This window comes from Microbacterium aurugineum (assembly GCF_023101205.1).
Classification (GTDB): Bacteria; Actinomycetota; Actinomycetes; order Actinomycetales; family Microbacteriaceae; genus Microbacterium; species Microbacterium aurugineum.
Genome location: NZ_CP078078.1, coordinates 1,405,584 through 1,430,835, shown reverse-complemented (window position 1 = coordinate 1,430,835; position 25,252 = coordinate 1,405,584). Strand labels below are relative to the sequence as shown.

Sequence of the window (25,252 nt, the reverse complement as noted above, 5' to 3'; positions counted from 1 at the left end):
CGTTCATCGGGGCGGGCCTTCTTCGTCCCCTCGGGTTCGAGGCCCCCGCGGGATCGAGAAAGCGGGGGACGGTTACTCGCCGAAGGGCTGGCGCGTGGCGATCACGGTGACCATGCGCTCCAGGGCGAAGATCGGGTCGCGGGCCGCTCCTTTGACCTCACCATCGGCTCGGGCGGTCGCCTGGATGGCCATCCCGAGAGAGCGCTCGTTCCAGCCGGCCAGGTCGCGGCGGGCACGATCGACCTGCCAATCCTTCATCCCCAGGCGCTGCGCGAGCTGTCGGCTGGGCTCGCGGTTGCCTGCCACGCGCGCCATCGTCCGGAGCTTCATCGCGAAGGCGGCGACCATCGGCACCGGGTCGGCGCCGGACGACAGCGCGTGCCGGAGCGCGACGAGCGCTTCGCCGTAGCGGCCGGCGATGGCCGTATCCGCGACGACGAACGCCGAGACCTCGACGCGACCGCCGTAGTACTTCGTGACGATCTCTTCCGAGATGTCTCCGTCGACGTCGCCGATGAGCTGCTGGCAGGCCGCCGCCAGTTCGGTCAGGTCGTCCGCGAACGCGGAGACGAGCGCACGCAGGGCTGCCGGCGCGATGCGCTTCTTGGCCGCCCGGAACTCTCCGGCGGCGAAGTCCACTCGGTCGCTGTCGCGCTTGACCGCCGGGCAGGCGATCTCGATGCCTCCGCCGGTACCGGCGCGAAGAGCGTCGAGCAGCTTCTTGCCACGCACGCTGGCGCCCGTGTGGCGAAGGATGACCGTCGCCCCCTCCTGGGGGTTGTCGAGGTACGACACGGCCTCCTGGATGAAGGCGTCGGAGCACTTCTCGACACCCGACACGCGCACCAGTCGCGGTTCTCCGAACAGCGAGGGAGAAGTGAGGGACAGCAGTGTGCCCGGGGCGTAGTCGTCGGCCCGCACGTCACTGACTTCGAGTGCAGGATCTTCCGCGCGCAGGTAGTCGCGCACGCCGGCGATCGCACGCTCTGCGCACACCTCTTCCGGCCCCGAGACGAGCACGATCGGCGCGGGGTGCGGTTCGCGCCACGACACCTGCGGGATCTTGGTGGGCTTCGCACCACTGCGAGAGGGGGTACGCGAAGCTGCCATGGGTCCAGCCTACCGGCGCTCACCGACACCGCTCGGCTGGCATTCTCCTCACTCCTCACCTGCACGCTCCGTCCACACCTGCAGTTCGTCGCCGTGCACACCGAGCAGGATCCTCCCCTGCTGGTCCGTGCGCAGATCCTGCGCCCCGGTCGCTGTCAGAAGGTCGAGAGTCTCGATACGCGGATGACCGTAGTCGTTGTCCGCACCGACGCTGAACAACGCCACCCGGGCCCGAAGCGCCTCGTACAGGCCGGGGTCCTGATCCGCGCTGCCGTGATGGGCCACCTTGACCACGTCGTACCCGCCGAGGTCTGCCGCACGCATCAGCAGGCGCTGGGAGGCCGCAGCGAGGTCTCCGAGGAACAGGGATCGCGGCACTCCTCCCCCGTCGAACTCCATCACCACGCTGGCGTCATTCCCTGAGGGAAACACGGGAGACCCTCTCCGGGGCCAGAGGACACGCCACGTCGCCTCCCCGAGTTCGCCCCGCTGGCCTGCCCACGCCTCGTCGACACGTGCACCCCCGTCGAGGAGCACGGCGAGGAGGCGCCGCTCGGAATCCTCGGTGACGGGTCCGTGCAGCACCGCGTCCACCCGACCAACGACGGCGGTGGTCCCGCCGACGTGGTCGAGGTCGAAATGTGTCAGGACGAGGAGGTCGATCCGGTCCACCCCGAGAGACCGCAGACACGCTTCCAGCGGTTCCGGCGCCGGCCCGGTGTCGATCAGTGCGACGCGGTCGCCGGAGCGCACGATCAGCGCATCTCCTTGACCGACGTCGCACGCGGCGACGGACCATCCCTCCGGCGACGCCACGGTCGCGAGCGGACCGTCGAGGAGAATGCGGGCACCGGCGAGCGACGACACGATGATGAGGACCGCCGCCGCGCCGCGCCGCAGGAACACCATCGCACGCACGGTGGACGGCCGGCGCGGAACATCAGCGGATCGGAGGAGGACGACCGACACGCACACGCTGACGAGTGCCACCAATACCGCGCTGCCGATCCCCGCCGGAAGCAGCAGCTGCGCGTTCGGCAGTCGTGCCGTCGTCGTGGCGGTCGTCGCGATCCAGGCGGCGGGAAGCCAGGACGCCGCTGTCAGCAGATCAGCGAGGAACGGCAACGGCGCAGCAAGACACGCCAGCAGACCGATCACCGTGGCGATCGGCGCCGCCGGAGCGGCGAGGAGATTCGCAGCGACCCCGATCAGCGATTGCTGCTCTGCGAACAAGGCGATGATCGGCCCACATGCCAGTTGCGCGGCGAGCGGGACCGCGATCGCCAGCGCCACCGTGTCGGGCATGACTGTCGCCAGCCCCCGGGCAAGAGGCGGGGCGAGCAGTATCAACGCCCCGGATGCCGCCACCGAGAGCGCGAAACCCGGTGACGTCGCGAGCCACGGATCGGCGAGGAGTATGCCCGCGGTGCACAGGGAGAGCATGCCCGCGCCCGCACTCGGACGACCCAGCAGCACGGTGAGCATCCCGATGGCCGCCATGACCGCTGCACGGATGACGCTCGGCTCCGGAGTGACCAAGACGACGAACCCGGCCAAGCCCGCGAGGGCGAGCACGACGCGCAACGCCCGCCCTCCTCCGCACAACGCCGTCAGCCAGAAGAGCGCGACGACGACGATCGCGCAGTTCGCGCCGCTCACCGCCGTCAAGTGGCTGAGTCCACTCGTGCGCATGTCGTCGTTGAGCTCCAGGGTGACCGCCCTGGTGTCGCCCACCGCGAGCCCCGGCAGCAGACCGGCACCGGGTTCGGGCAGACGCAACGACCGCTCGACGAAGGCGTGCTTGAGGATCGCCGCAGCACCGAACACACCACCCGCAGGCTCGACCACCTCCGCCTCGCTCGCGAAGACGACCAGGGCGGCGCGCTCCCCCGCATCCGTCGCCGACGCCTCGCCCACGACGCGGATCCGTGCACCGAGGTCGAAACCGTCACCCGGTTCGATGCCGATGCGCACGGGCGCAGGCAGCACGGTCGGGCGACCGCGAGTGCCGAGGGTCTTCGCCTGCGCGTCAAACCACAATCGCCCATCTCGGCCGATCGACGCCGACGAGGTCACCGTCCCCGTGACTTCCACCACGCTCCCCGACCACTCGGCGACTCGCTCACGTGCGGGGAGGGCAAGGACCACAGACAGACCCGTGGCCGCAAGAGCAGCGAGAACCAGTACGGCGAGACCTCCGCCGCCCGGAAGCCGTCGGACTACTCCACGACGTCTCACGAGCACGAGGATCGCCACGCCAACGACACAGCCACCCGCCGTCCACCACGCCGACATCGGGACGAAGACGAACAGCAGGGCACCCGCCCACACCGCTGCAGCCAACGGCACCAGCCGCAGATCACGGCGTTTCACACGCGATCGACGGTCCTCCGTGCGGATTTCTCGCTGCGACACCCCGCCACGCTACGAACGTGCCGCGACCACGCGTCACGGTAAGCCCGGCAGCGGCCGACAACCGATACATATCGCCGCTGGTGCAGAAAGGGATCCTCCCTCGTGCTCTGAGACCGAAAGAAGGCACCGGAACGGTAGAAACGGCTAGCGCTGAAGTCGAATGAATGCGGAGCCCTTGGCCGGCCACCTGGCGGCGATTACATGAATCTTCTCGCTCCCTCGCACCTCTGGGGACGACGATTGGTTGTCCCCGCCCCGTTCATCACGCCCGGTCTCACCGACCTCACCAGCTGGGGCAGATCGCCGAGTGGCCCGATCGACACCGGATCCACACCGCGGACGATGACGTGCTGATAACGATCGCTGTCTGGAGTTCTCTCCAGGACTTTGCGATGCCTGTGAGCCGCTAGCTTGAGATTTGCTGGCCTGACGTCAGCGCTCATATTCACTCTTGGGGGATGCGCTCATGCGCCTATCGAAGAAGAACTCTGCCGTGCTCGCTCTTGGGGTCGTCGCCCTGCTGCTCAGCGGATGCTCGGCCCCGGCCACCGAGCCGAAGCCGGAGACAACCACTGCTGTCTCCGAGGACGCGGCCACCGTCGAGGACGCAATCAGCGATGCATCGTTCGCCGACAACGTGCTGACCCTGCCCGAGTACACGGTCACCATCACCGACACGAAGAAGATCGCTGTCGGCCAGCCCGGCAACGAGTACGGCGAGAAGCCCGTCATCGCGTTCTGGTACGAGGTCACCAACACCTCCGACGACGCGATCGATCCGACGACCGCCTGGATCGGCACCTTCACTGCGATTCAGGACAACGACCCGAACGCTGTGAACGAACTCAACGTCGCCTCCCTCCCGGATGCTCAGTTCCTCGACTCGCAGCTTCAGGACATCAAGAACGGCGGCACCGTCGCCAATGCCGTCGCCTACGAGCTGGATGACGAGACCACGCCCGTCGAGCTGGTCGCTTCCAACGACCTCGGCATGACCGAGATCGGGCGCGCGACGTTCACCCTGCAGTGATCTGCTGAGCACGACTCGAACGGCCCCTGGCGACTTCGCTGGGGGCCGTTCGAGTCGGGACTTCGGTCTCGCGAGCAGATCACCCTCGCCCATCGCGCTCGGCCTCCTCGTCGATAGTCTCAGTCCCATGCCGCTGACGCTCGGAACGATCCTCGACTCGGAGTCGCTGTCCATCCAGGACGTGTTGGTGATCAGACACGCCTACAACGCGGAGCCGGCGTCGAGCCGCCTCGCCGGCATACATGCAGATTCGACGGACGACGACATCCGCGCGTACACGCGCCGCCAGTCGGCGAAGTCGCAGATCTTCCCCGCGTCGCCTCCGCGTTTCTGGGTCGTGCTCATGCCGGAGGGCGGCGATCGTGGGCGCCTCTGGCGCGTCGTAGAGAACCGGGGAGAGCTCTCCAACGACGGTGAGCTCCGTGAGTTCGACCTCGTCGAGACTGATCACCTCCGTGACCTGCGCGGCCGGCTCGTAATCGGGTGGAAGGCGGGGCGGGTGTGGCGCATCTACGGCCCAACCGCAGCGACCTACCCCGTGCTCGAGGTCGCCGACGCTCAGCCTCCGCGCTTTCCGGGATTCGACCATCTGGTCGTCTCGTACGACATGCTGAAGGCCGTCGTGAAGGAGCGCCGGTACGCCGCTTGGCAGACAGCACTCTCGTCGGTCGTCGGGATCTACCTGATCACCGACACCCGCGACGGTCGCCACTACGTAGGCAAGGCCGACGGCGCCGAGAACATCCTGCAGCGCTGGCGCACCTACGCGGCCAACGGTCACGGCGGTAACGTCGCACTGAAGGAGCGAGATCCGTCGGCCTTCCAGTACTCGCTCCTGCGAGTCTTCGACCCCTCAACGCCACTCCGAGACATCAACGCCGCCGAGAGCCACTTCAAGCGGGCGCTGGACAGCATCACCCACGGACTCAACCGCGGCTGACACGCTGTCTACGCGCACTGGAGATCACCGACGCCGACCGGGATCTCGTTCGGGATAATAGGGACATGGCGTGCGACTGGGCAGGCGCCACGCTCCAGAGCCGGGACACCCCTATGCTGATCGCATGCAGGTGGTAGCTGGGGATCTTCCTCTGAAGAAGGACTATCGGGTGATGTCGCGTGAGATCTCGACGCCATGGGGCATGAAACGATGGTCGATCAGTCGTCAAACCGTGGAGTCGATCGAGATGAAGTCGGATCGGTTCCTTAACAGCGTCACGGCAACGTCGGCACTGTTCGAGGTGGGAAAGACGCCCGCCGATCTCACCGTGACGAGTTTCGGTAACCCGGGGCAAGCGACGATCCTCTTCGAGATCAGGTTCCGCGACGGCAAGTCCGCGGTCTGCCATGGCTCTGCTCAGGAGTATAAGAAGCTACTCGGCTGGGCTTCGAAGGATGACAAGAAAGCTCTTCGCAAGGAGCGTAAGGCCGTTCAGTAGTTGGGCCACATCCTGCCTCCCAAGATGCTGCCGTCCGAGCCTGATCCGCCGAGTAAACAAGACATGACCCGCGAGATCCACGTTCTCCGCGACGACGCGGTCGCCTGGTACGCCGGCATCCTCGACGAGGTCACCGCCGTGCTCCCCGTATCGACTGATCGTGCCCGTGTGTTCCTCGAACCGATAGCGGGCGAGGTCTGGACGGGCAGTCTCACGCTCCACACCACGACAACGGTCGGGGCCGATGCCCGCACCTCACGTCGAGTCTCCAAACAGACGCGCGCCGAGGTCTTCCTCCGGGACGGCTTCCTCTGCGCTTACTGCGGTGGCAGAACCATCCCCCGCTACATTCTCGTCGCGATCAGCGACGTGTTCCCCGCCGAGCTCCCGTACTACGCGCACTACCGCCGCGGCCCCGTCCACCCCGCATACTGGGCACACTCGCGCCCGAAGCCGACCACGTGCTTGCTCACGCCCACGGCGGAACCAGCGAAACGGCGAACCTCACAACCCTGCACGCGATGTGCAACACGCGGAAGCCCAGCCTCGCGGCCGAGTCGCTCCCCTTTGTCACTCCGGGGACCGTGCACCACTCTGACTGGGATGGGTTGCTCTCGCATTACGCCGACATCGTCGGCGCGGGCGAGACGACCGGGCGCCGATACTCCGCTGCGGGGTACCACCAGGGCTGGCTGCGAAGGTTCGAGGGATCGTCACTGGCACGCCAGCGCGAGTCCCGGGCGGCGACGTAGCTCCAGCGCCTCAACGGCGCGCGAATCGTCGCTTGTGCCAAATCCACGCTGCTCAGCAGACAAGGCGAAACTAGAACTCATCGAACCCGAAGACCAGCGGGAACCCGGCCGCGACCACCTGCCGCCCCCGTTGGTTCAGTCCCGCGAGCGTGCCCTTCTCGGCGTCGTACCTGATTAGGGCAAGTCCGGTCTCGTCTGCGAATGCGAGTCCATTCGACGAGACCATACCGCTCGTGAATAGCACCGCTCCCTTGTGACGATGTTGCGCGGTGCCGAACAGATCGCGGATGTGCGCGATTGGCACACTCGCTGCGACGTGAAGGTTCTTCACTTGAGCGATGATGTGGCGACTGTCGACATCGATACCACCGTCCCCGCTGTACTGCGTTACGGACGCGTCGTGCACGCCAAGATGCCGCATCCAATCGGCAACCAGACGTTCGGCTCCTTGATGGTTCACTCCATAAGGCTGGGGCGATGGAGGCTCCGGCCGCCGCCGACGGATCTCCTCTTGCTCGAGACGGGCCTGCTCTTCTCGCCGCCGGGTTGCCTCGCGAGCGCGTCGTCTCTGGTCAAGATCCCACTGTTGTTGAGCGCGGTGGGCAGCAAGCGCTCGTTCAGCCTCAGCTACCTCCCGGGCCTTCTTAGCTTTGCGGCGCTCCGAGAACGACATCCTGGACACGCCGTCAACGATCGCGTCGTGACGAAGGTTCTGACCCTTGGGTGTCGTCGTTGGCTGATTGAAGTACTCGACTCCATCTGTCGTCGTGGTCCTCACTCTGCCCTCAGTCGTCGGCCCCGTCGCCGCTAGATAATCGCGAAACGTTGGTTCCGCACGTAAGGTCAGATACCCAATCCCCGGGTCAGACTCCCCTCTATCGAGCTTCTGGCGCCGCCAGTAAAGCGCCCATTGCATCTCCCGGAGCACGACATCGGCCAGAGCCGTCAAGTACGGTGCGGCTGCACGAGCCTGCGCATCGGTGAGTTCAACATGGTCCGCGATACCGAGAAACCGCTTCTGATGCGCGATCGCCAAAGCGTTTAGGGGGCCATCAACAGCGTCACCGAAAGCGCGTGAGATGTCCTCGACGCTGCCTTGCGGAGTCGGGTATGTCGCACCCCAATGAGCCCCAAAGTTTTCAGCCCAGACGATGTCTTGATGATCGAGTTCGGTCACCCCGCCAGTGTGCCAGAGGCTACCCACACCAGCTCCGACCCACGATCGCCAGACACGCAGGTCCGGTGTGGGCGGGGGCTCTCCGCTCAGCGGTGAATCCCGCGCTGGCGTTCATCACCTGACCACTGGCGGTCTTGCCGGCGTGCCTAACCCCGTTGTCCATTCGAACTGATCTCGATCTCGAAATCCGCGTCTCCGTGCGGATCCCCATGCTCGCCCCGTCTCTCTTCACCCCCCCTGTCATGAAGCCCTCGATAGTTTCACTTATCAGCAGTATCGGCTCGCAGAGAGAGCGACCGTCCAGTTGGTCGCTCTCTAGCGTCGCATTTTGGGAGGTGATCACTCGTCGTACGTACCTCGGCCACATCATTGCCAATCAGCTCGGACGCCAGTGCCGGCGCGGCCGGCAGCGATCCGTGCCGATTCAGCGAGCGCCGCGCCTGCTGCACCCGCCGCGCCGGACCCTCACGGCTGATCCTCGGTTGTTCAAGCCGTCGGATCTCTACGCCTCCGCCATCGCCCAAAAATGGTTCACACCATCATCGTCGGACTCGTCCTCCATTGGACCAACCTGCACTAAGACTGCCGATCCCGTGGCACGGACCTGATGAATCCTCCAGTTGAGGTCCCACTCCACTTCGACCGTGACATCGACGAAATCTTGGCTGAAATCGACCTCCGTGCGCGAAGCAGTCAATGCACCAAGCTTGGGGTCGTGATACTCGAGGATCATGCCCTTGATCACCCCGAACACCCGAAGTTCTGCCAGCCCTCGCCGCTTCCCTTCCCCGGACTCTACTTGCAGATCGTGAATCTCTGCGATATCAATGCGGTTGAACCATAACGATGAGAGCACCGCTCCCGCTGGCCAGCCGCCATGCCCGTCCCCAAAATGCACGCTAACGCCATACTCTGAGAAGGAAACAGCGTCGCCCCCCACGCCGATAAGTTCGTTCATGTACTCGGGCAGTTGTTCCATCAGACGGAGTTCGAGATCGTCGGTTGCAGGCGTGAACGAGTACATAGCCGCAAGCAACCCCTTGTCGCCCGTCGAACAACGCACGTTGTCGAAGAGGAGGGCATTGCTCCGGAGCTTCCTGTCATTGGTCACGAGGAGTACGACGTCCTCCGCCTCGCTCGACTCAGCTTCAACGCAAGCGAGAACGACTGCGTCTGCTGCCCCCGTCTTGACATCGCTCTTCGTTTCGCCCGAGCCGACCTGCAGGACTTGGTCGCGTAGCGCAGCTCGCCAGACCTCTCGGTCGGGCGACCACAGTTTGACTTGAACAGGGAGGCTGTTCAGGATGCGTTCGGCGAGTTCCTCGACTGCTGGAGCGGGATCGACGACCGGTCGACTGAGAATGCTCGGGTCGACCCGAACAGCCTTCGCTGCCTCTTCGACTGCGACATAGGACGAATGGGCATGTTCAGCCCACTCCCACACGACAACCTCGGGCACGACGACTGTCGAAGCGTCGCCTGCCACTTTCAGTAGCCTTTCAAGAGCGGGCAAAGAGAAGTGCCCCCTTGGAAGGGCATTGGTATCTACAACGACAACAGTCACGTCTCGATGTTACGCCGCAACCGCCGACGCGCCTCCACGACCACGGTAGAGCTTTCGGTGCGGTCTGCGCGTTTTCGCCGGTCAACGAAGGCGAAGAGTGATCAGACCTCCCACCTCAATACGGTCGCCATCAAACACGGGAGAACAATGGACGCGCGTGGAGGAGTTCTTGCTTGTACCTCTCTAGCGCCTCACGACGGAACGACTCGGGCGAAGAGACAAGTACCTCCACTGGAGTATCCGGGGCTTCGTGGAGGAATAGCCGCCCGAAACCCCGGTTCGCATCGAACAGACCGAACGCTCCGGGAGTGGCGCCAGATCCGGCAAAGTAGATGGTGGTGTGAATGGTGCCGCCGACGACGACCCTGCTATCTGGGACAAAAAGGAATCCCGAGACGTCACTGTCTACGCGTACTGTATGACCGCCGACTGTGTCGTGGAGTGCAAAGCTCGTCTGAAAACTCATCGCAGACATTTGCCGGAATGGCACGTCCATCTCCTTCTTGCCAACCCATTCGGTGAGGAACTTGCTCTGATACGTCGAGTAGGCCGCTCTATCTCCAGTCCACGCTTGTCCGATGGAGGTGCGATCGTTGACTTCACCTCCCACGACTGTGATGAGTTGGGCTGGTTCGAGCGAGGCGATGACGAATCCTGCGTGCGTGTCTTGTTCGAGCATCTCGACGATCTCGGCAAGCGGCTGTCCTCGCACGGAGATAACGTCTCGGATACGTTGCTCCGGGTACGGCCCGCTGATACCGATCGCGAGACCTCGCCGCAAGATGACAATCTTCGCGATCGTGCCAGGCGGAGCCGTTGTGGTGCCCGGATCCCAGGTCACCTCGGTGTCGGAGACTATCGAGACTCGGTCGCCGTCGTAGATGTTTGCCACGATGAGGGTCACAGAGACCTCCTTGGTCCTGGCTCAACTTCATCGGCGGAAGTAGCGTTTGATTAGGCACCCTGTTCTTCGCCGCTCTCAAGATCGCTTCGGCTGGGCTAAACACTACATGTGGTCCCTACCCAATGAACGCGCTCGCTCTGAGTTGGAATGCAGCAACCAGCACGCCAGGGATCATGGTCGACCAGTCCGGTGGAACTATCGCGGTGGACGTTTCGTATCGGACGGCGTGGCTCGTGTTCACACGGCTCGACCATGATCAGCATCTGCAACGTCGCACTGCACTTCCGGAGGTCGAAGTAGCTAGAACGCCTTGCGCCGTTGTGATCTGCTTCAAGATGACACTGGGGCCAGCGTGCACCGAAGCACACCACACTGAAGCCCTTTGGCGCGTCGGACACTCGCTCGATAGGATCTGAGCAGAGCTTGCGCCCCGGCGTGGAGGGCAAGGACCACAGAAAGGCCCGTGGCTGCAAGAGCAGCGAGAACCAGTACGGCGAGACCTCCGCCGCCCGGAAGCCGTCGGACTACTCCACGACGTCTCACGAGCACGAGGATCACCACGCCAACGACACCGCCACCCGCCGTCCACCACGCCGACATCGGGACGAAGACGAACAGCAGGGCACCCGCCCACACCGCTGCAGCCAACGGCACCAGCCGCAGATCACGGGGTTTCACACGCGTGCGCCATCGCGAATGCCTGCGAGGAGCTTCTCCCCGATCCCGGGGACGGCGAGCAGGTCATCCACGGAGCGGAAGCGACCGTTCTCTTCCCGCCAGGCGATGATCCGTCCCGCGAGTGCCGGACCGATGCGCGGGAGAGTCTCCAGCGCCGCCTGGTCAGCGGTGTTGAGATCGATGCGGTCATCGCCGGGCGGGGCGGCCCCCGACTCGTCCGCAACGGCGCCGACGGTCGGCACGACGATCTGCTCACCGTCTTCGAGCACCCGCGCGAGGTTCACCGCGGCGAGGTCGGCGACGTCCGTGGTCCCGCCGGCTGCCGCCAGGGCATCGACGAGTCGCGCGTCCGGATCGAGCACGTAGAGACCGGGGGTCACCACCGCGCCGAGCACGTGGACGTAGAGGTCTCCGCTGCTCCCCACCGACCTCGATCCGTCGTCCGTGAGCGAGACGGAGTCGGCGGGCGATGCCTGCCCGCGCAGGATCCCCAAGCCGACGGCCGCCGACAGGACCACGAGTCCCAGCACCACGGCCGCGCCGATGCTCAGCCGCAGCCGATGCCGGAGCGGCGGCGGAGACGGTGCCTGCGGGGATGCCATCCGGCCAAGCTAGGCGAGGGCGCGGATCCCCCGAGCGTCCCGAAACATCCACGGTGGACAACCCGTCCCGGGCGTCCACCGTGGAGAAGAGGCGATCAGCCCTTGACGACGAAGCTGACGATCTTGGGCGCCCTCACGACGACCTTCACGATCTCGCGGTCTCCGATGGAACGGATCACACGCTCGTCCGCACGGGCCAGCGCCTCGAGCTCGGACTCGCCGATCCGCGCCGGAACCTCGAGCTGCGCACGCACCTTGCCCCCGACCTGCACGACGGCCGTGACCGTGTCCTCGACCAGAAGCGCCGGGTCGGCGGAGCGCCACGTCACGAGGCCGACGGAAGGCTCGTGACCGAGCATCTCCCACATCTCCTCCGCGGTGTGCGGCGCGATGAGGTCGAGCATCACGGCGATCGTCTCCGCCGCCTCGCGCACGGCGGGGTCCCCTGCACCGGCGGCGCCATCGATCGTCTTGCGGGTGATGTTCACGAGCTCCATGAGGCGCGCGACCAGGACGTTGAACTTCGTCTGCTCGACGAGTGCCGGTGCCTCCGAGAGCAACTTGTGCGTCGCGCGGCGGAGAGCGGCGTCACCGCCGTCGAAGACCACGTCGACGGGGCTCGACACCTCGCCGGCGACGCGCATCGCGCGCGCCAGGAACTTCTGAGCACCGGTCGTCGAGACGTCGGCCCAGTCCTTGTCGTCTTCCACCGGCCCGGCGAACGCCAGCCCGACACGCAGGGCGTCGGCGCCATGGGCGTCGAGCTCCTCCTGGAAGAGCACCAGGTTGCCCTTGCTCTTGGACATCTTCTGCCCGTCGAGCAGCACCATGCCCTGGTTGATCAGGTTCGAGAAGGGCTCGGTGAAGTCGATCAGCCCCATGTCGAAGAGCACCTTCGTGATGAAGCGCGCGTACAGCAGGTGCAGGATCGCGTGCTCGACGCCGCCGATGTAGGAGTCGACCGGCGCCCAGCGGGCCGCCTGCGCGGGATCGAACGCCACGGTGTCGCTGTTCGGCGAGAGGAAGCGCAGGAAGTACCACGAGCTGTCCACGAACGTGTCCATCGTGTCGGGGTCGCGCAGCACCGGGTCGCCCGTCTGCGGGTCCGTCGTACGGACCCAGCTCTCGGCACCGCCCAGCGGCGACGTCCCCTTGGGCTTGAGGTCGAGCCCCTCGACGCTCGGCAGCTTCACAGGGAGCTTGTCCTCGGAAACCGGGATGATGCTCCCGTCCTCGGCATGCAGCATCGGGATCGGTGTACCCCAGAACCGCTGACGCGAGATCAGCCAGTCACGCAGACGGTAGTTCTTGGCGGCACGGCCGGTGCCCGATGCCTCCAGCTGCTCGATCGCGCGCGCGATGGCGTTGCGCTTGGACAGACCGTTCAGAGCGCCCGAGTTGATCATGCGACCTTCGCCCGTGAGGGCGATGCCGGTGGCTGCGGGGCTCTGCTCCTCGAGCGCGGCACCGGTGTCGATCGGCACGCCGTCCTCATCGACCTCGATCACGGGCATCGCCCCCGTGACGGGAGCGGTCGTGTCGACGACGACCTTGACGGGCAGGTCGAACGCACGGGCGAAGTCCAGGTCGCGCTGATCGTGCGCCGGGACAGCCATGACCGCCCCGTGTCCGTAGTCGGCCAGCACGTAGTCCGCTGCCCACACCGGCAGCTTCTCGCCGTTGACCGGGTTGATCGCGTAGCGCTCGAGGAACACACCGGTCTTCGGGCGATCCGTGGACTGCCGATCGATGTCGGTCTCCTTCTGCACCTGCTCCAGGTACGTCTGGAAGCGCTCACGCACATCTTCGGAGGCACCGGCGGCGAGCTCGGATGCCAGGTCGGAGTCGGGTGCGACCACGAAGAACGTCGCGCCGTGCAGCGTGTCGGGGCGCGTCGAGAACACCGTGACCGGCTCCTCGCGACCCTCGATCAGGAAGTCGACGTCGGCCCCCACCGAGCGACCGATCCAGTTGCGCTGCATCTGCAGCACCTTGTGCGGCCAGAATCCCTCGAGCTGGTTCAGGTCGTCGAGCAGACGGTCGGCGTAGTCGGTGATCCGGAAGTACCACTGCGTGAGCTTCTTCTTGACCACCTCGGCGCCACAGCGATCACAGCGTCCGTCGACGACCTGCTCGTTCGCCAGCACCGTCTGGTCGTTCGGGCACCAGTTGACCGGACTCTTCTTGCGATACGCCAGCCCGCGCTCGTACAGCTTCAAGAACAGCCACTGGTTCCAGCGGTAGTACTCGGGGTCGGAGGTGTGCAGCACGCGGCTCCAGTCGAACGAGACGCCGTACGCCTCGAAGCCCACCTTCTGCTGCGCGATGTTCTGATAGGTCCAGTCCCGAGGGTCGGCTCCCTGACGGATCGCGGCGTTCTCCGCGGGCAACCCGAACGAGTCCCAGCCGATCGGATTCAGGACGTTGTGCCCGCGGTGGCGCCAGAAGCGCGCCACGATGTCGGAGTAGAGGTAGTTCTCCGCGTGGCCCATGTGCAGGTCGCCGGACGGGTACGGGAACATCGCGAGCACGTATCGGCGCGGCCGGGTGTCGTCGTCGCCGCCCGTGAGGAACGTGCCGTTCTCCGCCCAGTACTTCTGCCACTTGTTCTGGATGGCGTGCGCCGACGGGGCCTCGTCGTCGGCAGGGGCGGTGGACAGGTTCTCAGACAACGAACGCACGACCAATCTGAAGGGAAAAGCGGGATCAGTTCAGGATATCGGAACGCCAGGACGCAGGCGTTTCCGCACCGAGGGCGGCGAGCGGCGCCCGCGCCTTGATCGCCACCTCGGCGACCTCGGCAGCGGCGATCGAACCCCAGGTGATTCCGCCGCCCGCACCGACCACCGCCTTCTCTCCGTCGAGGAGGATGCTGCGGATGACCATGGCGAGGTCGAGCACCCCGTCCGCGCCGATGTAGCCGAAGCACCCCGCGTACACTCCCCGCGCGCCGCCTTCGAGTTCGTGCAGCCTGGTCATCGCCGAGAGCTTGGGCGCTCCCGTCATACTGCCGGCGGGGAAGGTCGCGTCGAGAAGGGCGCCGACCGTGGCCCCCGGGTCTGCCCTTCCGCTCACGGTGCTCACCAGCTGGTGCACGGCGGGATAGCTCTCGACCACCCAAAGCCCTTCCACGCGGATCGTCCCCGGCACGCACACCCGCGACAGGTCGTTGCGCATGAGGTCGACGATCATGACGTTCTCCGCACGCTCCTTGCGGTCGCCGGCGAGTTCTGCGGCGAGCGCGGCGTCTTCGAGGGGATCGGCGCTCCGGGGCCTCGTTCCCTTGATGGGGCGCGTCCGGATCACTCCCCCTTCGGCGTGGAGGAACTGTTCCGGACTGGCGCTCAGCAGCGTGTGGTTTCCGATGCGGACGAAACCGCCGTGGTGGGCGGGGGTCGCTCCTCGGAGGCGGTCGTACACGGCGACCGGGTCATGGATGCCGGGAACGGTGAAGCGTGTGGTCAGGCACAGCTGGTAGGCGATGCCTGCGCGGATGAGGTCACGGCAGCGTTCGATGAGTGCGAGGTATTCGTGTGGGGTGTGCCTGGGCTCCGCGACGCGCGGGGCGGCCGCCGCGCCCGCAAAGGATTCCTCACGGCCGGGACGCTCAACGACTTCCGTCGCTGCGTGGACCTCGTCCGTCCAGACCTCGAGGTCATCTGCGGAGGAGAGTGCCCAGGTGCGACGGCGTGCATGATCGAAGGCGACGACATGCGTGACGAGCAACCAGGACCCTCCTGGCGTCTCCTCCGACTGTGCGAACGGTGCGCCGGACGCCGATGCTCCGCTCTCGTAGTCGAGCCAGCCCACCCACCCCCCGGTGAACGGCGGCCGCGACGGGTCGGTCGAGGGGGCGTCGAGAGGCACGTCACGCGGGAGGCTCGAACGCTTCCCCGTCCCGATGAAGCTCCAGCCTTCCGTCGCCCGCGCGCCCGCATCCAGCCAGAAGACGTCGAGGCCCCGCGCCTCGATCATCCGAAACACGGATGACGGCTCCACCCAGGTGGGAAGCGGATGAGCACTCAGCGGTTCGGGCACCTTTCCAGCCTAGGACCGGGCTGCTCCCGTATCCTCATGGGGTGGACGACCTCCTGATCTGGCTCCTCGACACCGTGCAGTCGGTCGATCCGGTCGCTCGCACCCTGATCGCCGGACTCGCTGTCATGCTCGAGACGAGCATCCTGATCGGGCTCATCGTTCCCGGTGACACGATCGTGATCATCGCCTCGATGGGGGTGGCGACTCCCCTGGAGGGCATCGCGATGGGCGTCGCGGTCGTGATCGGCGCCTTGATCGGCGAGAGCATCGGATTCTGGCTCGGGCGCTGGCTGGGACCCCACATCCGTGTGTCCTGGCTGGGACGACGGATCGGCGAGCACAACTGGGTGCGCGCCGAGAACTACCTCGAACGCCGCGGCGGCATCGCGATCTTCCTCTCGCGCTTCCTGCCCGTCCTGCATTCGCTGGTGCCCCTGACCGTCGGCATGAGCGAATACCCGTACCGCAAGTTCCTCGCCTGGACGGCACCCGCGTGCGTCCTCTGGGCGACCGCCTACGTGAGCGTCACCTCCCTCGCGGCGGGCAGCTTCCGGGAACTCGTCGACCGCGTGCACTTCGCGGGGTACATCTTCGTCGGTGTGATCGCCGTGTTCCTGCTGCTGATCTACCTCGGCAAGAAGCTGCTGCACCGGGCTGAGGCCCGTCACCTGAAGGCTCCGGAGACAGAGGCCGACGCCGACGTGAAAGACTGAGGCAATGGCATCCGCTCCCCCGGCGCCCCGGATCCACTGGTTCGCCCGACTCGAACACCGCCTGCATGTCTGGCGTGAAGGTCGCGCGCGCCGTCGTGGCCGCGTCGCGACCATCCTCCCGTTTCCCGGATACGGGGGTCCCGGCTGGGTGCGTGTCGTGGGTCGCGTGCTGATCGTCCCCCCGCAGCGCCGCACACGCGACGGGGAGCCGGCGAGTGTCCGCGGCTGGCGCAGCTTCGTCGGCATCCCGGTGGGTTTCGCCGCGGTGACCGTGCAGATCGGCGACTCCACGCACCAGGTCGTCGCCGATCGTGGCGGGGTGGTCGACTCGACGATCCACGTCGACCTGGAACCGGGTTGGCAGACGTTCACGTTCTCCGTGGAGGGACAGGAGCCCGTGGAGGCACGAGCTTTCGTCGTCGCCGAGGGCACCAGGTTCGGCGTCGTGTCCGATGTCGACGACACCGTGATGGTGACGGCCCTGCCTCGTCCCTTCATCGCTTTCTGGAACTCCTTCGTGCTCGACGAACACGCGCGCCTCCCCGTGCCGGGGATGGCCGTGCTGCTCGACCAGCTGCTGCGACAGCATCCGGGTGCCCCGATGGTGTACCTCTCGACCGGCGCGTGGAACGTCGCCCCGACGCTGTGGCGCTTCCTCGGACGCCATCTCTTCCCCGCGGGTTCCATGCTCCTCACCGACTGGGGACCGACGCATGAGCGATGGTTCCGCAGCGGGCGCGAGCACAAGCTCACCAACCTGCGACGTCTCGCCACGGAGTTCCCCGATGTCAAATGGCTCCTGATCGGAGACGACGGACAGCACGACGAGGCCATCTACTCGCAGTTCATGGACGAGCATCCCGATTCCGTCGCCGGGGTGGCCATCCGTCGCCTTCTTCCCGCCGAGGCGGTCCTGGCCGGCGGCCGCGCCGGCCGCGAGCCCCACTCCGAAGACGTCGCCCCCTGGGTGAGCGCCGAAGACGGCGCCGGGCTGCGCGATCTGCTCGGCGAGGCCGGCATCCTGCACTGACATGTCTCTCGCCCGTCAGGACTGGCTGCTCCGTGAAGAGGCGCATCGCGACCGCGCGGATGCCCTCACCGCTGCCCACCGGGATCGTGCGACCAGGGCCGAGAAGCACCCGGTCTGGGACTTCCTGTTCACGTACTACTCCTACAAGCCCGCACAGCTGCGTCGCTGGCATCCCGGAGCGGGTGTCGAGCTGGCCGACGCCGTCGAACGCCTCGACTGGCGCTGGTACTCCCCCGGACGGTCTGCGGGGAGCGCTGTGCCCGATGCCTTCGCGTTCGGCCAGGAGAAGGCGGAGCTGGCGGCTCTCATCGAGAAGATGCTCCGCCGCACGGCATCGCGTCCCGGGCAGTTCGGCTGCTTCGGTCTGCACGAGTGGGCGATGGTGTATCGCGCCGAGGAGCACCGCCACGCGGTTACGCTGCGACTGGGGCAGGCCGGGACGGACGCCGTGGTCGAGAATCACGACCTCCGCTGCACCCACTTCGACGCCTTCCGCTTCTTCACTCCCGAAGCCGTCCCTCGCAATCGCACCGCGTTGAGCCGCGACGAGCAGCCTCTGTTCGAGCAGCCCGGCTGTCTGCACGCGGGCATGGACCTGTACAAGTGGGCGACGAAGCTCGGTCCCCTGATCCCCGGCGAACTGCTCCTGGATTCGTTCGAACTCGCGCGAGACATCCGACTCCTCGACATGCAGGCGGCACCGTACGATCTCTCCGCGTGGGATGTGGTTCCCGTGCCCATCGAGACACCCGAGGGAAAAGCAGAGTATGTGCGCAGGCAGCGAGTCTTCGCCGAGCGTGGCACCGCCCTCCGCACCGCGCTGCTGAACGCCTGGCTCGGCGACGGAGCACGCGAGGCCGCCTGAGCACCGGTCAGCCCGCCGGCGTGCAATCGTCGCAGACCGCCCACGGTGCCGCGGCCGCAGCGAGCTCCAGCCGCAGTGCGACGACGCGCGTCGCCGCCTCTTCGAGTCGCTCCGCCGGCAGGGTGCCCTTCTCCACCGCCGTGGCGATGCCCGCCGCCATCGCGCCCGCCGTACTCGCATCGGAACCGGCGATCATCAGCACGAGGTCGTTTCCCGCCGCGATCGCGGACACTCCGTTCGCCACCGGATCCGCATAGGCGGGATCGCCGGATGACAACAGCATTCCGAGATCATCCGTCACCGCGACCCCGTCGAAGCCGAGCTCCTCCCTGGCGATCTCATGCCACTTTGCGGAAAGAGACGCCGGCGATGCGTCGACGGCCGTGTAGGCGAGGTGGCCGTACATCAGGAGGGATGCCCCGGCGTCGATCCCCGCCGCGAAGGGCACCGCCTCGGTCTCGCGCCACTGGTCGAGTCCCATCGTCGTGCTCGGGATCACATGATGCGAGTCGCCGGGCGCTGCACCGTGTCCGGGGAAGTGTTTGAGGGTGGAGGCGACGAACTGCTCCTGGGCGGTGGTCGCGGCGGATACCCGGTCGGCGGCGCTCGCCGGGTCGGTGCCGAGGGCACGTCCGTAGATGAAGGTCCCGGGATCTGCGGTGACGTCGGCGACAGTTCCGAAGTTCACCGTGATCCCCGCGCGCCCGACCAGCGAACCGCGGGCGGTGAACGCCGAGGTCGTCTCGGCGACCGGGAGGTGCTTCAACGACGAGGACGCCGGGTAGTCATCACCGTGCAGGCGCGACACGATGCCACCTTCCTGGTCGACCGCGATCAGCGGAGGCAGCTCGGGATCCACCGTCAGGGCGGTGGTCAGACTCTGCAGTTCGCCCTCGGTCGCCGGAATGTTGGCACCCATGAGGATGAACCCGCCGAGGCCGGACTCCATGTACGAACGGAGCATCGCCGGATCAGTCCCTGCCACATGCCCCATGACCACGGTGGATGCCTGCTCCGCCACCGACATCCCTCGCACGAGCGCGGTCGCGTGGGCGGTCGAGTCACCGGGCTCGGCAGCGGTTGCGGCGACGGTCGGAGTCGTCGTCGGCACAGCGCTCGACGCCGCAGCCGCCGGTGAGACGCAGAGAACCGTGGTCGCGACGATGACGAGGGCACCTGCGGCCCATCGGCGGGGTCGGGACATGGTGACTTCTCCGCGGCGCCGCCGTGTCAGCAGCCGAGCGCGTCGGCGATGGGCACCGCCGACGCCGGGTCGCCATTGCCGAAGCGGATCGTGCGCCCGATCGTGCACGGCCCGTGCAGCGACGCGGCGATGACGGCGGCCACATCGGCTCGAGACACCGCACCCCGCCCCGTGGGGTCGATCTGGATCCGTGAGGTCGGTTCGTCGAAGGTGAGCGCGCCCGGTGCGAGGATCGTGCCCTCGAGCCCGCTCGCGCGCAGGTGTTCGTCCGCAGCCCACTTGGCATCGGCGTAGGGGAAGAAGGAGTCGTCCTCGGGAACGCCGTGGTCCGCCGTCGACCCGAGCCACGAGACCATCACATAGCGCCGCACGCCGGCCCGCTCCGCCGCGTTCATGGAGCGCTTCGCGGCATCGCGATCGACCGCGTAGGTGCGCTCCGGGGATCCGCCCCCGGCACCGGCGGACCAGACGACCGCGTCGTGACCGCGGATGATCTCGGCGAGTGCCTCGACGTCCATACTCTCGACATCGGCGACCAGCGCTTTCGCCCCGACGGCTTCGACGTCGGCGGCATGGGCCGGGTTGCGGATCACCCCCGTCACCTCATCGCCTCGCTCGACGAGCAAGGGAGCGAGCAGGAGGGCGATACGGCCGTGGCCGCCGAACACGAGGATGCGTGACATGCCCTCACCCTACGCGCCTGAGCTGACGTCGGCTCGGACCGGAATCGCCGTCCGCGAGTTTCCGTTCCTCTACACTCGGGGCAAAGGTGCCGACCCGAATGGCATCTTCCCGGACACCAGGACGACGATGCCCACACCGCTGATCGAGCGTGAGATCACGCGACGCGTCTCCCTCACCAATCCACACGGAGCACTGAATCCGGAAGCCCTCGGTTGGTCGCGCACACCGTTGCACGACACATCCGGCATCCCCGGCCGCCGACACTGGGGGCGCAACAAGCGCTGGGAGTACTGGAACGTGATGTCGCCCTCGCACATCATCGCGTTCACGGTCTCGTGCGTCGACTACTTGGCGTTGCATGAAATCTGGGTCCTGGATCGAGCGACGGGCCAGGATGTCGGATCCACCGTGATCTCCGCCGGCGGACGCAGCGCGACGCTGCCTTCCTCGCTCGGAGAGGGGCCTGCCAGTGCGCGCACCCGTCGGCTCACCCTCGAGATCGATGACGCCGTCGACGGGACGCGTCTGCGGGGCAGCGCCCCGAGGCTGTCGTTCGACCTGTTCGCGGCGCGTCCGGTGGGTCACGAATCGCTCGGCGTCGTCGTGCCGTGGCGACGGTCAGAGCGCACCGCGCGGTTTCAGTACACGGTGAAAGACGTGGGTCGGCCCACGACGGGAACTGTCACGGTCGATGACATCGCACACGAGGTGCCCACCGGTAGTTGGGCGGTGCTGGACCACGGTCGTGGTCGCTGGCCGTATCGCGTGCACTGGAACTGGGCGGCCGGAAGTGGCATCGTCGACGGGCGGGTCGTCGGGTTGCAGCTCGGCTCGAAATGGACGGACGGCTCGGGGGCGACGGAGAACGCCCTCGTGGTCGATGGCCACCTGTCGAAGATCAGCGAAGAGCTGGTGTGGGACTACGACTCCGAGAACTTCCTGCGTCCGTGGCGAGTACACGGCGAAACCGCCGATCTGACGTTCTCCCCGTTCTACGACAAGCGTTCCCGCACCAACGCGGTCGTCATCGCCAGCAGAACAGACCAGTTGTTCGGAGTCTGGACGGGGTGGGCGCTGGACGATAGGGGAACGCGGGTGCGCGTCGACGGCATCGAAGGCTTCGCCGAGGATGTGCTCAACCGGTGGTGACGCGGTCGTCCGACGATCGCAGTGCTCGCTGGACACCCTTCGCGGCCGAGCGACCGGCACGGTTCGCACCGATCGTGCTCGCCGAGGGGCCGTAACCGACCAGCTGCACGCGGGGATCGACGACAGCGGTCGTGCCTCGCCCGTTCCGGTCGAGCTGGATACCTCCGGCCGCGCTGCGCAGGTGGAGAGGAGCCAGATGAGTGATCGCGGGGCGGAACCCCGTGGCCCACAGGATGACGTCGAGCCGCTCGAAACTCCCGTCCGCCCAGCGCACACCGTCGGGTTCGATCCGCTCGAACAAGGGGCGTCGGTCGGCATACGCTCCGAGACGCTCGGCCGCGCGCTCCTGCGGGCGCAGCATGAGCCCGGTGACGCTGACCACACTCTGCGGAGGAAGCCCGGCCGCGACGCGCTGCTCGACGAGGGCGACCGCTGCGGCCCCGGCCTCAGGGGTGAAGTCGTCGTCCCGCCAGACCGGCTCCCGGCGGGTGACCCACAGGGTCTCGGTGATCGGCGCGAGCGCTCCGATGAACTGCACGGCGGACGCTCCTCCCCCCACCACGAGCACGCGTTTGCCGATGAAGTGCTCCGGCCCCGGATAGTCCACGGTGTGCAGCTGCTCTCCGACGAACGTCTCCATGCCGGGGAAGTGCGGCAGGAACGGGTGCGACCAGGTACCGGTCGCATTCATGAGCGTGCGACTCGTCCACTCCCCCTCCCGGGCCCGCACGACGAGCACTCCATCCTGGTCTTCCACTCGCTCGACGTGCACCGGGCGGAGCACGGGAAGCGCATGGGTCTTCTCGTATCGGGCGAAGGAGGCGGGCACGGCCTCGTTGGCGCGCGCACCGTCACGCGGCGGCGGGGTGTCGCCCGGAAGCTCCGCGACACCGTGCACGTCACGCATCGTCAGCGCGTCCCATCGGTGCTGCCACGCGCCGCCGGGCCGCTCGTCGGCGTCGAGGACCACGTGCGAGATCCCGAGCCGCGAGAGGTGGAACGATGCCGAGAGACCGGCCTGGCCTGCGCCGATCACCAGACTGTCGAGGATGCTCACGCCGACTTCAACGTCCCGGCCCGTGCGCTTGTTCCTGCACACTCCTGCTGCACGCGAGGACGCGCCCGGGATGCTCACCCGGATTGGTGCTCGCGTCGATTCGTGTAGTACTCTTTTCAAGTTGCTCCGGCTGGTTCGGAACAGCGTCTGGGCCTGTGGCGCAGCTGGTAGCGCACCTGCATGGCATGCAGGGGGTCAGGGGTTCGAGTCCCCTCAGGTCCACCGAAAAGCCCCCGGTTCTCCGGGGGCTTCTTCCGTTCGCGGAGCCGTCCTAGCGCGCGTCCTCACGACCGTCAACCCGGTTCAGCCCGCGCACGGTCCGTCGTATCGTCGACACATCTCGACGAAAGGATGCGATCATGTCGAACCCGATCATTCCCCCGATTCCGCCGATCCCCGACGACGAGGACCGCGAGGGAGCACCCACCCAGGAAGTCGACGGTGAGCGCATCCTCGACCCGGACGTGGACGACGCGCTCATCGACAGCGCCGAGGCCGACCGCGTCGCCGCCGGAGCCGACGACGACGCCGACGACACCGAGGTCTGACCCCGCGACCGCCTCCCTCCCGGGCGATCACTTACACCTGGGCCCGTAGACTTACATTCATGGCACCGGTGGCGGCGACGTGGTCCGGAAGGAGCTCATCGAGCGTCTTCCGAGGCGTGCTGTCGGGCGTGCTGCTCGTCGCTGCGATCATCGTCGGGCTCATCGGCATGCACACCCTGAATCTGCACGGAACCGCGGCGGCGGACGCCCCCGCAGCGGCGGCGATCTCGGGGGGCCACCCCGCGTCGATCTCGGGGGAACACCCCGCGTCGGTGCAACACGGCATCATGCAAGCACCCCCGGCCGGGAGCCCCACCGACACGACCCAGATGTCGTGCCCGGCGTGCGGAACCGACGATCACGTCAGCATGGCAATGATGTGCGTCCTCGGGCTCCTCCTCGCCCTCGTGCTCCTTCTCGTGCCGAGCCTGATCCGAGGCTGGCTCCAGCCACTCCTCCAGTCACGATTCCTTCGTTCCTTCCGCGCACAGGCCTTGCCCCGCGCTCCCTCTCTTCACGTTCTCTGCATCAGTCGCACCTGAGCAGTTGTCGAGCCCGCACTCCTCCGCCGGCTCCCGGCTTCTCACCTCGCGCGGCGCCGTCCGGCGCGCGCGCAACGACCATGCATATTGGAGATATCCCATGAAGATTCGTGCTGCGGCAACAGCCGCGCTCACCGTGTCCGCTGCCCTGCTTCTGTCCGGTTGCGGAACCGGCACCGACGACGTTTCCATGCCCGGCATGGATCACGGATCCGCGTCGCCCTCGACCGGCGTCAACGATGCCGACGTCATGTTCGCATCAATGATGGTCGTCCACCACGAGCAGGCGATCGAGATGAGCGACCTCGTGCTCGATGCAGAGGGCGTAGACCCCGCGGTGACCGACCTCGCCGAGCGAATCAAGGCCGCTCAGGGGCCGGAGATCGACCAACTCCAAGGGTGGTTGGGCGAGTGGGGTATCCGCTCGGACGATCGCGACATGAGCGGGATGGACCACGGGGACGGGATGATGAGCGAGGACGACCTCGCTCAGCTGCGCGCCGCCGACGGCCTCGAAGCATCCCGCCTCTTCCTCGAACAGATGATCGTGCACCATGAGGGCGCCATCGAGATGGCGCAGGTGCAGGTCGAGGACGGAAACGACCCGGAGGCGATCGCACTCGCCGAGGCGATCATCGAGGCCCAGACCGACGAGATCCAGGAGATGAACGACCTCCTGGCCGCTCTCTGATCCCGCTCAGGGGCCGGTGTCGGCGTGCTCCGCTGACACCGGCCCCACCTCGTACGAAGGACTTCATCGTGAATCAGCCTCTCCGCACGACCACGCCTGTTCTCTCCGCCTCGCGCCGACGGAGATGGAAGCCATCCACGGCATTCGCCGCGCTGGCCGTCGCTGCGATCGCGCTTGCCGGATGCGCGGCTTCCCCTTCTCCCACCGGTGTCGACTCAGCGGCGCAGGAGATACTCGCCGCGCACGGCCTCACCGGGCTCGAGGTCGGCGACGTCGTCGAGCGACTGGATGCGATGCCCGTCGCGGACCGGCCGGCCGATCTCCTTGCGTCCGTCGAACCGGACGCACTCGTCCTTCGCGATGCGAACGGCCGTGAAGGCCGACTGCCGTTGCCCCGCGACGCGGTGTATATCTCCGTCGCGCCGTTCCGTGATCAGACCCATGAGTGCCACTTCCACAGCCTCACGACGTGCATCGGCGAACTCTCCGACACCGAGGTGCGGATAACCCTGACCGCTGCTGACGGAACCGTGCTCGTCGACGAGACACGGCGCACTCACGACAACGGCTTCACGGGCCTCTGGGTGCCTCGGGGCATCGAGGCGACGCTGAGCGTCGAGAGCGCGGGCTTCACCGGAGCGGTACCGATCTCCACCACGTCGCCGGATGACCCCACCTGCATCACCGACCTGCAGTTGCTCTGACCCGGAGCGTCGCCGGCAGGGTCTTTAGGTCGCCAACAGCGGCGGCTGACGGGGGATGGAGATCGGCCGTGTCGCTCGATTCGAGTCACCCAACCGTTCGACGTCCTCGAGCACCTCGAACACCGTCCCGTAGCGTGTCGCGAGCGGCAGATCGCGCAACCACGTGACCTCGACTTCGGTCTCGGCGAGTTCGTACACGCACGCCACCACGTGACGCGGATCGTTCGGCGAGTAGCGAAGGTCGTTGATCACCCACTCCGACGCCGTGATGCGGTTGAGCATGAAACGCGGATCCGGCAGTTCAGACATGTAGGCCCTCCAGGACTTCCTCTCTGAAGAGAGTGCGCCACACAAGC

24 protein-coding genes and 1 tRNA gene are annotated in these 25,252 nt (G+C 66.7%); 13 read left to right on the top strand and 12 right to left on the bottom strand.

Annotated elements, in window-relative coordinates; translation table 11 throughout:
* Positions 1-72: 72 nt before the first annotated feature.
* Together holA and KV397_RS06940 are read right to left on the bottom strand one after the other, a co-directional pair.
* Positions 73-1,110: a DNA polymerase III subunit delta gene (gene holA, locus KV397_RS06945; protein ID WP_232761706.1), complete on the bottom strand. Its 1,038-nt coding sequence runs from the start codon at positions 1,108-1,110 to the stop codon at positions 73-75.
* A gap of 48 nt (positions 1,111-1,158) precedes the next feature.
* A complete protein-coding gene (locus tag KV397_RS06940) occupies positions 1,159-3,525 on the bottom strand; it encodes a ComEC/Rec2 family competence protein (RefSeq protein WP_261812508.1) in 2,367 nt (788 codons plus the stop codon).
* A gap of 466 nt (positions 3,526-3,991) precedes the next feature.
* Here KV397_RS06940 and KV397_RS06935 point away from each other — a divergent pair, with 466 nt between their 5' ends.
* The 4 genes from KV397_RS06935 (at position 3,992) to KV397_RS06920 (ending at position 6,746) form a co-directional block, all read left to right on the top strand.
* A complete protein-coding gene (locus KV397_RS06935) occupies positions 3,992-4,555 on the top strand; it encodes a DUF5067 domain-containing protein (protein WP_261812507.1) in 564 nt (187 codons plus the stop codon).
* A gap of 127 nt (positions 4,556-4,682) precedes the next feature.
* Positions 4,683-5,495, top strand: coding sequence for a GIY-YIG nuclease family protein (locus KV397_RS06930; RefSeq protein WP_261812506.1), 813 nt, complete (start codon positions 4,683-4,685; stop codon positions 5,493-5,495).
* Between the two features lie 124 nt (positions 5,496-5,619).
* Complete coding sequence (locus KV397_RS06925; RefSeq protein ID WP_261812505.1) at positions 5,620-5,994, top strand: hypothetical protein; 375 nt, start codon at positions 5,620-5,622, stop codon at positions 5,992-5,994.
* 461 nt (positions 5,995-6,455) lie between these two features.
* Complete coding sequence (locus KV397_RS06920; protein WP_261812504.1) at positions 6,456-6,746, top strand: hypothetical protein; 291 nt, start codon at positions 6,456-6,458, stop codon at positions 6,744-6,746.
* A 70-nt stretch (positions 6,747-6,816) separates the two neighbouring features.
* On the opposite strand, the gene KV397_RS06915 is transcribed toward KV397_RS06920, so the two are convergent.
* From KV397_RS06915 to KV397_RS06890, 6 genes are all read right to left on the bottom strand, one after another.
* Positions 6,817-7,923 carry a restriction endonuclease gene (locus KV397_RS06915; protein ID WP_261812503.1) on the bottom strand — a complete coding sequence of 369 codons (1,107 nt, stop codon included), beginning with the start codon at positions 7,921-7,923 and terminating at the stop codon, positions 6,817-6,819.
* Positions 7,924-8,425: 502 nt separating this feature from the next.
* The gene (locus KV397_RS06910) at positions 8,426-9,487 is read right to left on the bottom strand and encodes a hypothetical protein (protein WP_261812502.1); all 1,062 of its coding nucleotides are present in this window, start codon (positions 9,485-9,487) and stop codon (positions 8,426-8,428) included.
* Positions 9,488-9,617: 130 nt separating this feature from the next.
* Positions 9,618-10,391, bottom strand: coding sequence for a hypothetical protein (locus KV397_RS06905; RefSeq protein ID WP_261812501.1), 774 nt, complete (start codon positions 10,389-10,391; stop codon positions 9,618-9,620).
* 674 nt (positions 10,392-11,065) lie between these two features.
* Positions 11,066-11,671 (bottom strand): ComEA family DNA-binding protein, encoded by a 606-nt coding sequence (locus tag KV397_RS06900; protein ID WP_261812500.1) that lies wholly within the window; start codon positions 11,669-11,671, stop codon positions 11,066-11,068.
* A gap of 95 nt (positions 11,672-11,766) precedes the next feature.
* Entirely contained in the window at positions 11,767-14,343 is a 2,577-nt protein-coding gene (leuS, locus tag KV397_RS06895; RefSeq protein WP_131491207.1) for a leucine--tRNA ligase, read from the bottom strand.
* 34 nt (positions 14,344-14,377) lie between these two features.
* Entirely contained in the window at positions 14,378-15,709 is a 1,332-nt protein-coding gene (locus tag KV397_RS06890; RefSeq protein ID WP_261812499.1) for an anthranilate synthase component I family protein, read from the bottom strand.
* Positions 15,710-15,750: 41 nt separating this feature from the next.
* Between KV397_RS06890 and KV397_RS06885 the strand changes: the two genes are divergently transcribed.
* The 3 genes from KV397_RS06885 to KV397_RS06875 are packed head-to-tail and all read left to right on the top strand — an operon-like array spanning position 15,751 to position 18,317.
* Positions 15,751-16,422 carry a DedA family protein gene (locus KV397_RS06885; RefSeq protein ID WP_261812498.1) on the top strand — a complete coding sequence of 224 codons (672 nt, stop codon included), beginning with the start codon at positions 15,751-15,753 and terminating at the stop codon, positions 16,420-16,422.
* A gap of 4 nt (positions 16,423-16,426) precedes the next feature.
* The gene (locus KV397_RS06880; protein WP_134351417.1) at positions 16,427-17,452 is read left to right on the top strand and encodes an App1 family protein; all 1,026 of its coding nucleotides are present in this window, start codon (positions 16,427-16,429) and stop codon (positions 17,450-17,452) included.
* Position 17,453: 1 nt separating this feature from the next.
* Entirely contained in the window at positions 17,454-18,317 is an 864-nt protein-coding gene (locus KV397_RS06875) for a 3-methyladenine DNA glycosylase (protein WP_261812497.1), read from the top strand.
* A gap of 7 nt (positions 18,318-18,324) precedes the next feature.
* Here the strand turns inward: KV397_RS06875 and KV397_RS06870 are convergent, their stop codons facing one another.
* Together KV397_RS06870 and KV397_RS06865 are read right to left on the bottom strand one after the other, a co-directional pair.
* The gene (locus KV397_RS06870) at positions 18,325-19,521 is read right to left on the bottom strand and encodes a glycoside hydrolase family 3 N-terminal domain-containing protein (RefSeq protein WP_261812496.1); all 1,197 of its coding nucleotides are present in this window, start codon (positions 19,519-19,521) and stop codon (positions 18,325-18,327) included.
* A gap of 26 nt (positions 19,522-19,547) precedes the next feature.
* Positions 19,548-20,204, bottom strand: a complete 657-nt coding sequence (locus KV397_RS06865) for an SDR family oxidoreductase (RefSeq protein ID WP_153244327.1) — start codon at positions 20,202-20,204, stop codon at positions 19,548-19,550.
* Between KV397_RS06865 and KV397_RS06860 the strand changes: the two genes are divergently transcribed.
* Positions 20,203-21,354 carry a DUF2804 domain-containing protein gene (locus tag KV397_RS06860; RefSeq protein WP_261812495.1) on the top strand — a complete coding sequence of 384 codons (1,152 nt, stop codon included), beginning with the start codon at positions 20,203-20,205 and terminating at the stop codon, positions 21,352-21,354. The two genes, KV397_RS06865 and KV397_RS06860, sit on opposite strands and share 2 nt — an antisense overlap.
* Here the strand turns inward: KV397_RS06860 and KV397_RS06855 are convergent.
* The gene (locus KV397_RS06855; RefSeq protein ID WP_261812494.1) at positions 21,341-22,411 is read right to left on the bottom strand and encodes an NAD(P)/FAD-dependent oxidoreductase; all 1,071 of its coding nucleotides are present in this window, start codon (positions 22,409-22,411) and stop codon (positions 21,341-21,343) included. The genes KV397_RS06860 and KV397_RS06855 overlap by 14 nt on opposite strands.
* 149 nt (positions 22,412-22,560) lie before the next feature.
* On the opposite strand from KV397_RS06855, the gene KV397_RS06850 reads away from it, so the two are divergent.
* From KV397_RS06850 to KV397_RS06830, 5 genes are all read left to right on the top strand, one after another.
* A tRNA-Ala gene (locus KV397_RS06850) sits at positions 22,561-22,633 on the top strand.
* 137 nt (positions 22,634-22,770) lie between these two features.
* The gene (locus tag KV397_RS06845; RefSeq protein WP_131491214.1) at positions 22,771-22,959 is read left to right on the top strand and encodes a hypothetical protein; all 189 of its coding nucleotides are present in this window, start codon (positions 22,771-22,773) and stop codon (positions 22,957-22,959) included.
* 59 nt (positions 22,960-23,018) lie between these two features.
* Positions 23,019-23,501 carry a DUF6153 family protein gene (locus KV397_RS06840; protein ID WP_261812493.1) on the top strand — a complete coding sequence of 161 codons (483 nt, stop codon included), beginning with the start codon at positions 23,019-23,021 and terminating at the stop codon, positions 23,499-23,501.
* A gap of 100 nt (positions 23,502-23,601) precedes the next feature.
* Positions 23,602-24,192 (top strand): DUF305 domain-containing protein, encoded by a 591-nt coding sequence (locus KV397_RS06835; protein WP_261812492.1) that lies wholly within the window; start codon positions 23,602-23,604, stop codon positions 24,190-24,192.
* 68 nt (positions 24,193-24,260) lie between these two features.
* On the top strand, positions 24,261-24,896 hold the full coding sequence (locus tag KV397_RS06830; RefSeq protein ID WP_261812491.1) for a CueP family metal-binding protein: 636 nt from the start codon (positions 24,261-24,263) through the stop codon (positions 24,894-24,896).
* A gap of 24 nt (positions 24,897-24,920) precedes the next feature.
* Here the strand turns inward: KV397_RS06830 and KV397_RS06825 are convergent, their stop codons facing one another.
* Positions 24,921-25,205, bottom strand: coding sequence for a hypothetical protein (locus KV397_RS06825; RefSeq protein ID WP_131491217.1), 285 nt, complete (start codon positions 25,203-25,205; stop codon positions 24,921-24,923).
* Positions 25,206-25,252 lie beyond the last annotated feature (47 nt).